Raw genomic sequence first — 12402 nt, 5'->3', positions numbered from 1 at the left:
ATATTCTCCGGTAGTGGCCGTCACGAACCAATAAGGGTCTGCGCGCGGCTGACATAACTTCCGGCATCGACACTCAAAGTCGCGGCACCGGCATTTTGCGAAAGTGTCACCAGATCGGCCGCATTCGAGACCTGTGCAGTGTCCAGAGCCAGGCCAGATTCATTTCTAACCTTCAACAGGCTATTTCCTGCCACAGAAAGATCCGATTCGACTGCGGCGACGGCCGTGGGTATCCGGCTGACACTGGTAGCGCTTTGCCAGAGCGAACTGGCCTTTCCCAGCGCATCCTGCGCATGCGCCACTGCGCCCCCGACACCCAGAATCTGGGCTATCGGCATGATCTGCCCCACAACAGATGAAATCATGGTCGTGCCAATCCATCCTGAATCGGTCATCTGACCGAGCATTGTCGAAAAAACACCCAAACCCGAGACCATATCCATACTGGCGGTCTCCGATGAAATGGGCACCAACACAGGCGGGCTGACTTCCCGCTCCAGCACCAGACGATAGGGGCAGATTGTCCCTCGCGCCCGATACGACCAGGAAAATTCGGCAATCCAGACGCGGGCAGACAGATCAGCAACCGAAAATGCCAGAACCTGTGCTGCCTCGCGCATCGTTTCCAAACGGCGCGCCCTGCTCGTGGCCATCGGGCCTATAAAACGCCCCGTCAAAACCAACCGCGCCGGATCGTTTCCGACTGAATCGATCACACGCCCGCCCCCGAGAAGGCGATGGATAATCAGGACCTGACGACCGCCAATAACCAGTTCATCGGGCACTTCAGGGCCACTCAGAACCAGATTTCCCAGGGTCACAGGGGCCGCCCGGTCGAGCTGGCCTATAGCACCCAGCGCATTCTCGACCTGAAGAAGCGATATGCCCATTTTTTCTTCTCTTACATGAAGCCGAAACTCATATTCGGGTATTGTGGCATGGCGATCTCATCGACCACAGCGCTGCGCGTACGAAGCATATTCATATGAAACCCTTCGTCACCCAGAGCAGACACCCGCTCTTGCCCGCGAGGCATTTCCATGACGCCATCAGGATGCCTGTTCCGATCAAGCAAGTCGCTTTCGCTCTGCTCTGCTTCAGGCTGCTTAATGAGCACATTGTTTCGCCGTAAAGCTCCGGCAAAATCAGGAACGACCGAAACTTCGATATGCCGTCCCGCCTGATTCCAGAGCCCATGAGTGCGCTGGAAACGCCCTATAATCCCGGGCGTACCAGCTGCCTCACCATCAACCTGAGGCTGATTGTCTTTCCGCTTTTGCGACGCGATCGACACCGATCCTACGGAAAAGAGCCGACGGTCTGCTATTGGCGATAGCGGGACCGGCCTCCCCCGACTGGGAAAAACAGCCCCACCTGAAATCGGCTGATGAGACCGAAGAGGTAGCGCCGACGCTTTACTCAAAGAGACCAACGGAAGCGCTTTCAACGATAACAAGCCCTGCCGCCCACTCATAGCGGTCTGCAAAACCTGCCATGTTAAACCGGAAGCAGAACGCCGCGTCCCCTCCGATCCCGAAGCCGCCCCGCGCAGCCTCTCATCACGTGAAATCGGTCCCACCGGAACTGGTGACTGGAGCCAACTGCTTCCAACACCTGCTCCCCCCGCAAAAAAAATCGATGCCCGCAGCGACGCTTTGCCTGGCTGCTGCGTCGCAGCAGGGATAATCCGCTGGCTGGAAAGGAACTTCAGAGGACGACGGGCAGACAAGACAACAGACCCGGCGCGATAAAGAACAGATCTCGCTAAAGTCTCGCTTCGCACGAGCGAGGCCACCGCCCGAGCGCCAGAAATTTTCCTGACACGTGCAGGAGGCACGAAAGATCCCAAAGGCAAACGCAAGGGCCCTGAGCGCAAAAGACGCGGCCAGAGCAGGCGCGTTGGCGAAAAGGGAATCGGTTTTTCAGCCATTATTATTCTCATCCGAGCCTATTCCTGCCGATAGCGACATTGCTGCCAGTCGAATGAAAAACCGTCCTGCTCGGCCAGAACAACGCAAGCTGCCATACGTCGCGCACGCGACCATGCGGTAACGACAGACCAGGGCACCCCACTTCTCAGGAGATAAAGAATCTCCCTGAAAACAGGGTGCCCGCTCAGTTTTTTGCCGTGTCCAGAACGGCATCCTGCGGAGAGTCGGCATCGAAGAAAAAGGTCTGAAGCAGCATGATACCGTCATTGCCGATACGACGGGCCAGATCACGAATCTCGTCTTTCGTGACAGGCATCTGCACCGGCACGCCATTCACGGCCCTGACCGAACAGACCATCTGCGCGTAGGAAAGCCAGGTCGATGCGGCAGCGCCTGCGGTTGCCGTTCCCCCAGCCTCTATGAGATCAAGCATATCCCCGGGGTCGAGCTCCCGCAGCGCAAGCGTGCGCCCGGGAGCAATCTCGAGTTCTTCCGGCAATTTCATCATGAAATCTTGCTCCGCAACGACGCATAAAACTGGACATGCTGGTGAATCATGCCTTCTGCCTGCCATCGATCGGTCTTCAGCGAGAGAGACACCCCGCTATACTCCCAGGTCGTTGTCGTCCCATCGGGCTCACGGATATACTGATACAGCGTACCGCTCCCGATACTGCCGGCATTCCAGAATGCCGCTTCAATTGCAGCGACCAGACTGTCGAGATTGGCATTGGCACGTGCGATGGTAAAAACGCCGCGCCACCCGCTGGGCGTGTTGAACTCGACCGGCAATCCGTTGAGTGGCGTCGCACGCTGGATAATCGTGTGCTGCTCGGACTGAAATCCGGTCACGTCGCGTAGATCGATCCGCGATCCGTTCCAGAGCAGCGTTATCCGGCAGTCCCGACCGATACTGTAGGGATTCACCATGGATCAGACACTCCCGCTGGCAGTGCTGACGCTCACAGAGGCGCCCCCCTGCAGATTGATGATGAATTTCTCGTTGATCCCCTGGTACTGCACCTGCACATCGGCCTGCACATACCCCGTCGCGACACGGTCCCCCGGATTATTGCTGCTGTCACACAGCACCGCATAAGGCAGGCGACCACCAGTCACACCGAGAATACCCTGCGACAACAGGCTGGAGAGAAAGCCCAGTATCGACGCACGGATATTGCCAAACAGACTGTCATTGATCACGCTGCCGACATATTGACCCATCGTGCCTTCGAGCGACCGCGCAAGGTAATTGGTCAGACGGGTATACGCGTCGCTCTGCACCGCCGCGCTTTGCGAGGTATTATGCCCGGCACGGATCGCCCAGTACTGCCCCCCCGGCGAAGGATTGCAGATTACATCGATGCCATTCTCGATCAAGGCACCAAGCTCGGCCAGCGAATAGCCGAAACGCGTCGCTTCGAGGCCGTTCTTCTGACTCCCGACAATACCCGCCAGAGGCTTGTTCAGCCCTGACTGTTCGGGTGAAAGCGCAGCCAGTTTTCCGGCAGCAAAAACCGCAGGACTGACCAGCTGCAAACCGAGCGTATCGTCATTCCACCACAGCCAGTCGCCATGCATATATTTCAATGCATGCGACCACAGACCATAAGCCGTCTTGCTTTGTATGGCCTGAGCCAGTGTTTCGCCTTTCGGCCCGGCTGCGATCATGTAGATGCCCTCGTCACGCCCGAAAGCGAGCATCGGCACCATCGTCGCTGTATCCCCCACACCTGCGAGGGTTGCCACACTGCATCCCTGGCTGGTCAGGGCATAAAGCCCGGTTCTCGCCTCCGCGACACCGACAAAACGCCCCGGCGCAGGCTCTCTTCCATCGGCGCCCCCGGCGAGCTGCACGGATCCGGTTTCCGTAATCGCGGCGTCGCCGGCAACTTCGACCAGCACAAGCGCCTGGGTATCTGCAGCGAGAGCCTGAGCAAGCGCCGTCCAGTCCGCTCCGGTATAGGCCGTCGCTCCCAGTTCTTCATGAGAGACGCTCAGAACGAACTGCCCGTCACGGTAACTCTGGCGCGTCACATTCACGACGACTGCATTGCCCGCGCTACCGGTATAACGTGCCCTGATCTGGGCCGCCCCCAGACTGGCCTGCGCTGCCTTGTCAGCCCCGTCGGTTACCCGCACAAGGCAGAACTGGCTCGCCCCCTGATGCACGGCCACGTCGACAGCGACATTGAGATTGGACGCCCAGCCGCGTTTTCCGGCAAAAAACTCCCGGCACTGACCGACACTGCCAACAAGCGTTGATACATCAACCGGGCCCCATGAGGCCGTACCGACAATTCCAAGCAACCCGGAAGAAACTCCGGATATCAACAGGGTTTCAGGCTGGGCGATCTGGATATACAGATCAGGCACAGGCAGGGCCGCTGTATTCAGGGCGCCGCTCTGTATGAGTTGTGGCATGAATGATCCTTCTTTTCTGGAAGTGACCTAAACTGATCAGGGCATTGGCCGGACGGTCCCATCGCAATCCGTGTCCCAGTTCCGATAAGCGGCTGGCATTTCCTGCGCCGCAGCCAAGGCATCGAGCGCCTCTTCTGGTATCTCGGCGCGCAGTTGGTCGGGGGCGGTATCAAAGGAAAAAGGGAGACCATTCGCATGAAACCAGCCTCCACCAGCCACCATCTGTGGCGACCAGACAGAGTCATATCTGTCAAAAATAACGCGCACCCGAACATCCCGACGAAACAAAGACTGGGTCTGCATCGCGTCCTGATCGTCTTCACCCTCGAAGAAAATCTGCGCCTGCCGTCCATCGGTCAGCGCAAGCCAGTCCTGCGGCAAAAGGCGCGAAACCAGCAGATCGCCCAGCGCCGGTCGCATCTCGCAGGCGCTGGTCCACAGAGAAAGTCTGAAAATCTGGCTCTGACGCCTGATGAGACAGCTCGACCGACCATAGCCGCCAGTAACAGCTTTCAGACTCCCTGCGGAGACGCTCAGCCTGTCCTCATCAGCCACAGCCCCTTCGAACTGCGACGCCAGGTTCTGCGCCATCTGCGCCTCTGTCTCCTGCGCATCTGCGACATGACGCGCCACACGCGGCTCACCACCCGGCGGCGTCCATATCAAGGCGATAATGCCGGGCGCCGCCCTGCGAGAGGTCAGCCGGAACTGCGCTGTCCCGCCCCTGGTCTCGACTGAAAGGACAGGAGGAATACGCAATGTCTCCACCCATTCCTGCCCCAGTGGAGTAGACAGGCCTTCATACCCGCCGGACAGGGGCGCGATGGTCACATAGCTCACCGCTTCACGCAGCGAGGGAGAGGTGAACAGATCAGAAGGCATCAGAGGCCCGACCCGAAAAAAGACTTTCTGCGCGCTCCAGAATGACGAAGCCGCCGCGATATCGGCAAAACGGCTGGCACAGCAAAGGGCCAACCCACGCGTGACGGAGGAAAGATCTGTCATGATCAGATCTGCTGCAACGACACAATGGCGCGCGTTCCGTTCCGCGACAATTCCACCGAATCAACTGTATAACGCAGCCCCAGTTCGTCGATGATCTGCATATACGGCACTAGATAAAAACCAGGCAGAACCGGCAGAGACAGCATGTAACTTCCCGAGCGCAGCGCGCCCGGCATGCCACTGTGGCTATCCTCCCCTTTTCCGGTCAGCACGATGCTCGCAGGACATTGCCCGACATGAAGCTGCGTAACGCCGCGCATCCCGAAAATCGAGATACACTTGTTGCAGGCGACACAGAGCGGCGGACGAAATGCTTCAATTTCGGCAACGAAATAGAAACGCTCTTCCTGCTGCAGAATATCGCCGATGCACAACGACGGGGCATCGCTCAACGCATAGACCATCGGTCGCGCCCACATGCGAGGTTTGCGCATCTGAAAACCAGCATCGGCATCAAAGCACAGAAAAGGCGTGCCCATGAGTGTTGATAGTGGCTTCAACGGATCGACCACGCGATAATGTCGTCCTATCGTCCCAAGGCGACGCGCCGCTCTGGCAAAGCCTGCATCCACACGCTGCTGCATGGCTCGCATCGGCTTCCCTCCCGCTCTTTATTTACACGACGACAGAAGCGTAATCCCGCAAGTCCGGCCCGGGCATGATCCCGAGAAATCCGCACACACGACGGCGCCACCAATCGAAAAGACGCACGCGCTCGGACAGCTCGCGCGTATTACGCGTCCAGGCGGAAACAGCCTGAGTATCCAGATTTTCCGAGACAGACTGCACGGCACGCTCCATCTGGATCAGGGTCGCGAGAAAATACCGCAGCCTTTTTCTCTCAGACCCGGCAAGCGTGTTCAGACGCCACTCGAGTGTTCCCGCGTTCTGAAAAAACCGCCACGAACTTTCGCCGCTTGCCACGTCACCAAGCGCCGCATAACCGCAGAACCGTCTGATTTCGGTCTTTTCGTCCTCGGTCAGCGCCCCGCCTGTCATCTCCACCCCAGGAACGGCGCCACAAGAAACTGAATCGGCCTCGTTCACAGACCGAAACCGGCTGCATCCGTCCCAAGACTCTCGATCACAACGCCACGCTTGAGATAGGCATTGGTCGCTGTCGGAATGATCGACACATCGGCGGTCACATCAGTCGGTAGGGCAAACCCGCCGATCCAGTACCATGACTGCGCAATGATCTGCTTCAGCCGGTCGAGCGGCTCGCGCGTGACCATGGCCACACGGTCCACCATCTCGATCAGGGCCCGTTCGGCATCAGGAATGTCGGTATGTCCAATGCAGGCACAGTCTCCCTCCACCAGCGCCCCCTGCCCCAAAAGCAACGCACGATGGATCGGCCCACCTCCAAGAGAAGCCTGTTGGGGCGCCTCCGTCGTCGGCACGAACCGGACACCGAGCAACTCGATGATCTGGCCCGAGCGATACTCTTCCGAGCCATAGGCACCGCGATAAAGATATTTGAAATCTGCATCGCGAAACAGCGAAAGAAGCTGGAGATCATCAAGATAGCAGTTATACGCCCCATTGATCATCGGCACGTTATTGCGGCGCAATGACGCCACACCCGCCAGAACATGCTGAATACCAAGCGTATCGCCATCCGCATGGCGCAGATCGGCTGTGCTTCGTTTACCGTTAGGTCGCAAGACGAGAGGCGCGGTCGCGGCCACAACGGCATTACCCGTCGTCGCATCTGCAACAGAAACACCTGTCGAGAACTGCAATTGCCCCGAAATGCCACCCGGCGCCGTCGAGACATTGCTCTGATCAGCCGTCGCGGCAATAAGCGTATAGACACCACTGCCAACCGTCACCGTCATACCGGGACTGGCATTGACTGGCCTCACCAGCCCGGAGACGATCACGAACTGGAAACCGCGAATATCATCGACTGCAATCGTCGTTGTCTTCGCAGTAGCCGTCGCTGTCACACGGGTATTACCGCCCAGATACCCCCCAACACCGCCTGGCACACCGGCAAACAAGGCATTGCGCGCCAGGCGATCCAGAGACTGCATGGCCTGAAAGCCATTGGTTTGCGCATTCGCCAGAAATTGCGAAGCAATGCCCACTCCGGTCGTCACCATATTGAGGTCGATGGTATCGCCATACTGGTTGATACTGAGCGTATATTGCTCGACGGACCATCCGCTGGGCGACAGGCCATTATCGAAATTCGTATTCCCTGAAGGCAGAAGCGGCTCGACAACCGGCGCCTTGAGGCTCTTGCGCGTCTTTGTCAGCGTTTCACCGATCGCATTGGGAAAAATCTCGCGATCGGCAACGGCACGAAACCCGAGCCGCGCATTCAGCCCCGTTTCAAATTCGCGCGCCAGAAAGCCCTGCTGAATGGCTGCACGCAACTGTTCAGGAAAATTCTCAATACCCATTTTTTCATCCCTGACCCGTAATTTTCAGATAATGCCTGCGAGAAACTGACGTTTGCGTGCGGCATATTCCGCAGCAGCCAGACCACGCGCATCCTGCACCTGCACAGAAGCCGGTTTCGGCACGGCGCCTTCCCAGCCTTGAGCAGCGGCCGTCCCATGCGGATCCCGAAACAGAAAGCCGCGCGCCTGACGCGCCTGCGCCATGGCGTCTTCCACGCCCGTTATTTCACCCTGTTCCGACCATCCAACCCCGGAACGATCCATCAGCAGCATCACAGCATCGGGGTCATGGGCTCCAAGGCGCATCGCCTCAGCGCGCAGGGCATTGGCAAGCACGGTTTCGCGTGCAGCTTGTGTCACCCGAGCCATCTCTTCCTGGTGCGCCCGAACGAGGCCTTCCCGCTCCGCAGCAAGTTCAGCAAGAGAACGACGAAGCGCATCAATGTCATCTGGCATTTCCATTTCCCCTAAAAGGGTTCTCTTCAGGCTGCACGCGCAGCCATGATTTTGGTCCATTCCGCAGCGGGGTCCGCAACGCCGGCAGCGCAGGCATAAAGCCGGGCTGCGGTTTCCTGGCTCAGCAGGCCAGCATTCACAGCCTCTCCCAGTCCCTTTGCCATAGGCAGAAGCTCGGCTTCATCAGCAGCAAACCAGGCAGGCCAGTGCAGAGAGAGACCTGCAGGATCCAGATCCCTGAGAACCTGCCCCCCGATTATCAATCCGTCAGACAGCACTGCTGAAAAGCGACACAGCATCCGGTAAAGCGGCAGAATACCGCCATCGCCGTAAGTCCCGCGCAGGCGGTCTGCCATCCAGATCAAAGGCTGACACATAAGCTCCATCGCGCGTCCCGATTGAGGCGCGCCCAGGCGATCACCATGGGTTCTGTTTCCATGAAGCTGCTCCAGCACGAGCTGACGCAATTCCCGATAATGGGCCAGGACAGCTCCCGCAGCCGCACCATTGATTTCGAGAAGCTTCGCATCACCTTCGGGCGGCAAGGTCAAAGCCGAGGCAGCGCCGCCTTGACGTGCCACGCCCTCCAGAATCTCAGGTGTCTTCAGCACAAGCGTCGGATCGGAACCGTATTTCAGCCCCCGTCCCGCCTGCGAAAGTAGATAATCCGCCTCGATCACCGTATCGATGGCCTTTTCGAAACTGCACTCTCCATCCGGCTCCGTCGCTGACACAGCGCCCGGATTGCGGATCCAGACCACAGGGACGAAACCAAGATCATGAATGCTGGATCGTTTCTCATCAAGAACGTCACCACCTTCCTCTCCTGCAGGAACCGGCACGAAAACGTCCATTCCGGTACGGGTCCAGCGACGCTGCCACCAGAAACGGGACGACAAGGCGTCAGACGACACGGCGTATCCGCTTGCCTTCAGATCAGCCCCTGAAACCATATAGCGCTCGGTCACAGTCAAAAGCGCGCCATACTGGTCCCAGTCAGGTGTCAGATAGGCGGTTTCCAGAAGCGAAAAACGCGGACTGCTCCCCATAACTTCAACCCATATTGCGACCGATCCGACAGACCCGCATGTCGCTACCTGCATCATGAAAGCAGGCAGACCAGTCTCGAAAGCAAAAGCGTTCATCGCTTTTGATGTCGACTCATGCGACGCAACGGCCATCGGCCAATGAGTATTGCCGAATAAAAGCGAGACTGCCTCATCAACAACGGTACGGCACAGATTGGTCCGCACGGAAGGCCGTCTCTGCGAAAGCGGAATATACTCTCCCGAAACGCTACGCTCGCTCGCAAAAGGATAGGGCAGCGAATCATACTGCGTCCCTGCGAGCACTTTCTGCAGGGCCAGCAACCGCCTCGTGCGCGCAGACGCGCCGGGCGGCATGGCATAACGCCCCTGCAACGCCATCCAATCCATGAAAATTCCTTCACCGTGAAAGGCTGAACCATCCCTGGTCCTGCCAGCGGCCTCGCGCTGGCTGCGGCTCAATCATCAATTCGCTCAGCGCCCAGATCAGCGCATCAGCCCTGTCGGGTGACGACGCACCGCCAAACCCCCGAATGGAAAACAGACAAAGCTGGGATTCAAGCTCCGGAAACCGCCCGTGATGCACCACCCGCCCCTGCTCGTAGAGCGCAGCAATCGGCTCGGCGCGCGCTGCTTTCCCGCGCGAGGCCACAACCATTTTCAATGACGCCGCCGGATCGATACTGCGCAGGGTTGCTTCCACCAGCGCCCCCCCAAAATTACGTTCGGCAATGACCCTGTCGGCCCGCCAGAGCGCCACGCTCTGCATGACACGACGGGCCCAGGCCATCGGCGTATCGCGCAGGGAACAGTCTTCGAGAACATGCCCGACCCCGTCATGATCAACGCCCGCCACGACAATGCCGATTTCGTCGGCCTTCAGATCAGAAGGGCCAGAAGCCCCGGACGGATCGACTGCCACCACGATACGCCGCAACTGCCCGATCAGTACTTCACGGTCCTGTTCCTCACACGCCTGACATCTCCTGAACATATCCACGCGCCAGAGCGCGTCCTCGATCACCGTCTGATACTCACCAAGCAGAAAACGCCTGCGCTCACGCTCCGGCAGAGCTTCCAGCTGCTGTAGATAGGCGTCACTCAGATTGGCGCGGTTCTGATCCGGATTCATCACCATCGACGCATAAAGCTTCGGTGTTCCATGGCGCAGACCCGATCGCGGTTCGATACCGCTCTCAAAAAGCGCATAGAGCCAGTGATCGGTCGTCGGCGGGTTTGCGTCGATATATTCGCGAACCGTCAAGGCGCAACGCTGCGCAAGCCGCGTCAGCAGCATGTTACGCGCACCATAGCTGATCTGACTCGCCTCATTCAGATAGATGGTTGCAAATTCAAGTCCGAGAATTTTCTCGGTACGTGTGGAGTCATCCAGCCCGCCAAAAAAAATCGACGATCCGTTCGGAAAAATCACACGATTACTCTGGCCGTCCCATTTATAGCGTATATGCGCAAAGCAGCAGCGCATGACCTTCGGAAACGTGTCCTGAATGATGCTCGCCCGCAGAGCGACCTGACGATACCGAAACACACCATGACGCGACTGCGGCACGCGCAACGCCCTGACCACAAGCGCCCTGATCAGAATGAATGTTTTACCTGATCGCGAACCACCCCGCAGAAAAATGTGACGTGCCTCGCCACCGAGCAAACGATTAGCCTGCTCCTGCACAGGCGTCAGGGCAAACGCCGACCTAGAGCGCTTCATCGCCCTCGGTCAGAGATAATTCCACTTCGCATTCATCGACATTCACACGCACGTCGCGAAAGCTGGCCGGACGATGAGCCCGCAGCAACATGCGCAAGAGCCCGTCGCTATATCGCTTTCGCGTTACCGGTTTGCCATCGGAGTCGCAAATCAGACGCCCACCATAAAGCAGCGGCTCCTCATAGCCCTCGAGCGCCCGACGACGGGCCTCGGCTTCGATCAGATCGGTCGCTTCCTCAAGGGCCTGCTTCCAGTGGTCGCTGAATATCTCATCGCCGCGCCGCCAGTTATAAGCCGTCTTGCGATCAATCCCGGCGGCACGCGCAGCCTCAGACACATTTCCCGTCTTCTTCAGATGATCAAGGAAGAGGATTTTGAGGGCGTCGCCCTGAAGGCGGTCTCGTTTTCCGAGCCTCTGTTCCATCTTGGCTCCAATTTGTTTTTGTGGAGACGTCAGCAGTCCCTGAGAATTCTTCTTCTTGCACCGATCGTTTCACATCCGGTTCCTTTGAAGCACATCCTGTCGATCTGACGCATTTCCTCAGTAATCTTCCGCATGATCAGCGAATGCACATCAGCTTGCATACGTCCGATCCGGGTAAGACTCTCCAGTTGCTTTCGACAGGGCACCCCGCGCAGACGCATATCGGGTATCGGCAAATTCGCGTCAGCCAGATCGACCCAGCACAGATCGAGATCAGCCCGGTGCCGCAACTCTGACATGCTTATGAACGGACATAGAACGGCTTCGCCTGGCATTATCTTCACGACGAGAAGAAAACTTCTTCGGCACGAAACCACGTCTCCGACCAGAATGTCGGTCACGGCGGCAATCCGCATCTATTTCATTATGATTTATATATACTATAATATTATTATTTTTTCAAGTTATTATTACTATAATACTCACTCAATCTCTCAAGCGCCAATGCACATTGTGCCGCGGTCTTGGTACGCGCCGAAGCACGAGGCCCCTCGGGGAAAATCATCGCCGCCATGTCGGGAAAGCTCATCTCCCGCACAAGCATCATCTCTATACGCGTATGAAGGCTCTGCCCCAGAAGCTGGGCGAGCTTTCGCAATCTCTCGGAACATTTCCCACGTCCGAGCATCCAGGTATGGATATCTCCCGCTTCACCGCTCCGTTTCGGCCCTTCGGCGTCAACGACACCCAGCGTCGCGTAGTCATATTCCATTCGCCAGCGCTCGCTGGCCGCCACTTCATCATCACCGATATCGCCAGCTCGATACAGCCAGGCTACGGTCGACAGAACCCTGACTGCATCGCCGTCCTTGCGGAAACGACTGCGTTTCATACGCTCTGGCGTCGGCAAACAGGATTGTGCGTCCGACAGGGTCAACCTGTCTTCGTTGGCGCCTTCTCTCATACGGGAAATCTCCGG

The 12402-nt window shown here is 58.0% G+C and carries 15 protein-coding genes; all 15 read right to left on the bottom strand.

Annotation, left to right across the window (positions count from 1 at the left end; all coding sequences use genetic code 11):
- Positions 1–20: 20 nt before the first annotated feature.
- The 15 genes from AAID99_RS13330 to AAID99_RS13260 all read right to left on the bottom strand — a co-directional run bounded on the left by AAID99_RS13330 (position 21) and on the right by AAID99_RS13260 (position 12387).
- The gene (locus AAID99_RS13330) at positions 21–890 is read right to left on the bottom strand and encodes a hypothetical protein (protein WP_498494111.1); all 870 of its coding nucleotides are present in this window, start codon (positions 888–890) and stop codon (positions 21–23) included.
- A gap of 11 nt (positions 891–901) precedes the next feature.
- Positions 902–1930 carry a hypothetical protein gene (locus AAID99_RS13325; protein WP_498494110.1) on the bottom strand — a complete coding sequence of 343 codons (1029 nt, stop codon included), beginning with the start codon at positions 1928–1930 and terminating at the stop codon, positions 902–904.
- 185 nt (positions 1931–2115) lie between these two features.
- Positions 2116–2439 (bottom strand): hypothetical protein, encoded by a 324-nt coding sequence (locus AAID99_RS13320; RefSeq protein ID WP_188426666.1) that lies wholly within the window; start codon positions 2437–2439, stop codon positions 2116–2118.
- Positions 2436–2861 (bottom strand): hypothetical protein, encoded by a 426-nt coding sequence (locus tag AAID99_RS13315; protein WP_025841572.1) that lies wholly within the window; start codon positions 2859–2861, stop codon positions 2436–2438. The genes AAID99_RS13320 and AAID99_RS13315 overlap by 4 nt, the downstream gene beginning before the upstream one ends.
- Before the next feature lie 3 nt (positions 2862–2864).
- A complete protein-coding gene (locus AAID99_RS13310; protein ID WP_498494109.1) occupies positions 2865–4355 on the bottom strand; it encodes a phage tail protein in 1491 nt (496 codons plus the stop codon).
- A gap of 36 nt (positions 4356–4391) precedes the next feature.
- A complete protein-coding gene (locus AAID99_RS13305) occupies positions 4392–5360 on the bottom strand; it encodes a hypothetical protein (RefSeq protein ID WP_188426664.1) in 969 nt (322 codons plus the stop codon).
- Between the two features lie 2 nt (positions 5361–5362).
- On the bottom strand, positions 5363–5953 hold the full coding sequence (locus AAID99_RS13300; protein WP_188426663.1) for a hypothetical protein: 591 nt from the start codon (positions 5951–5953) through the stop codon (positions 5363–5365).
- A gap of 22 nt (positions 5954–5975) precedes the next feature.
- Positions 5976–6359 carry a hypothetical protein gene (locus tag AAID99_RS13295; protein WP_188426662.1) on the bottom strand — a complete coding sequence of 128 codons (384 nt, stop codon included), beginning with the start codon at positions 6357–6359 and terminating at the stop codon, positions 5976–5978.
- Positions 6360–6403: 44 nt separating this feature from the next.
- Positions 6404–7771, bottom strand: a complete 1368-nt coding sequence (locus tag AAID99_RS13290; RefSeq protein WP_188426661.1) for a DUF4043 domain-containing protein — start codon at positions 7769–7771, stop codon at positions 6404–6406.
- Between the two features lie 24 nt (positions 7772–7795).
- A complete protein-coding gene (locus AAID99_RS13285) occupies positions 7796–8227 on the bottom strand; it encodes a phage scaffolding protein (RefSeq protein ID WP_188426660.1) in 432 nt (143 codons plus the stop codon).
- A 26-nt stretch (positions 8228–8253) separates the two neighbouring features.
- Entirely contained in the window at positions 8254–9663 is a 1410-nt protein-coding gene (locus AAID99_RS13280; RefSeq protein WP_188426659.1) for a portal protein, read from the bottom strand.
- A gap of 10 nt (positions 9664–9673) precedes the next feature.
- Complete coding sequence (locus AAID99_RS13275; protein ID WP_188426658.1) at positions 9674–10999, bottom strand: phage terminase large subunit; 1326 nt, start codon at positions 10997–10999, stop codon at positions 9674–9676.
- Entirely contained in the window at positions 10986–11423 is a 438-nt protein-coding gene (locus tag AAID99_RS13270) for a hypothetical protein (protein ID WP_498494108.1), read from the bottom strand. Before AAID99_RS13270 ends, AAID99_RS13275 begins: the two co-directional genes overlap by 14 nt.
- 29 nt (positions 11424–11452) lie before the next feature.
- On the bottom strand, positions 11453–11824 hold the full coding sequence (locus AAID99_RS13265) for a hypothetical protein (RefSeq protein WP_498494107.1): 372 nt from the start codon (positions 11822–11824) through the stop codon (positions 11453–11455).
- A gap of 50 nt (positions 11825–11874) precedes the next feature.
- On the bottom strand, positions 11875–12387 hold the full coding sequence (locus tag AAID99_RS13260) for a hypothetical protein (RefSeq protein WP_229719817.1): 513 nt from the start codon (positions 12385–12387) through the stop codon (positions 11875–11877).
- Between the last annotated feature and the right edge of the window lie 15 nt (positions 12388–12402).

It is taken from the genome of Asaia sp. Ae19-3 (genome assembly GCF_059801175.1).
The sequence above is the reverse complement of the archived record's forward strand: the minus strand, read 5'-3'. Positions and strand labels throughout refer to the sequence as shown.

Excerpts from the sequence above, each read along its gene's own strand:
- AAID99_RS13270 (WP_498494108.1), bottom strand. The coding sequence starts at position 11,423 with ATGGAACAGAGGCTCGGAAAACGAGACCGCCTTCAGGGCGACGCCCTC.
- AAID99_RS13325 (WP_498494110.1), bottom strand. The coding sequence starts at position 1,930 with ATGGCTGAAAAACCGATTCCCTTTTCGCCAACGCGCCTGCTCTGGCCG.
- AAID99_RS13290 (WP_188426661.1), bottom strand. The coding sequence starts at position 7,771 with ATGGGTATTGAGAATTTTCCTGAACAGTTGCGTGCAGCCATTCAGCAG.
- AAID99_RS13305 (WP_188426664.1), bottom strand. The coding sequence starts at position 5,360 with ATGACAGATCTTTCCTCCGTCACGCGTGGGTTGGCCCTTTGCTGTGCC.
- AAID99_RS13260 (WP_229719817.1), bottom strand. The coding sequence starts at position 12,387 with ATGAGAGAAGGCGCCAACGAAGACAGGTTGACCCTGTCGGACGCACAA.
- AAID99_RS13280 (WP_188426659.1), bottom strand. The coding sequence starts at position 9,663 with ATGGATTGGATGGCGTTGCAGGGGCGTTATGCCATGCCGCCCGGCGCG.
- AAID99_RS13330 (WP_498494111.1), bottom strand. The coding sequence starts at position 890 with ATGGGCATATCGCTTCTTCAGGTCGAGAATGCGCTGGGTGCTATAGGC.
- AAID99_RS13275 (WP_188426658.1), bottom strand. The coding sequence starts at position 10,999 with ATGAAGCGCTCTAGGTCGGCGTTTGCCCTGACGCCTGTGCAGGAGCAG.
- AAID99_RS13310 (WP_498494109.1), bottom strand. The coding sequence starts at position 4,355 with ATGCCACAACTCATACAGAGCGGCGCCCTGAATACAGCGGCCCTGCCT.
- AAID99_RS13315 (WP_025841572.1), bottom strand. The coding sequence starts at position 2,861 with ATGGTGAATCCCTACAGTATCGGTCGGGACTGCCGGATAACGCTGCTC.
- AAID99_RS13285 (WP_188426660.1), bottom strand. The coding sequence starts at position 8,227 with ATGCCAGATGACATTGATGCGCTTCGTCGTTCTCTTGCTGAACTTGCT.
- AAID99_RS13295 (WP_188426662.1), bottom strand. The coding sequence starts at position 6,359 with ATGACAGGCGGGGCGCTGACCGAGGACGAAAAGACCGAAATCAGACGG.
- AAID99_RS13300 (WP_188426663.1), bottom strand. The coding sequence starts at position 5,953 with ATGCGAGCCATGCAGCAGCGTGTGGATGCAGGCTTTGCCAGAGCGGCG.
- AAID99_RS13320 (WP_188426666.1), bottom strand. The coding sequence starts at position 2,439 with ATGATGAAATTGCCGGAAGAACTCGAGATTGCTCCCGGGCGCACGCTT.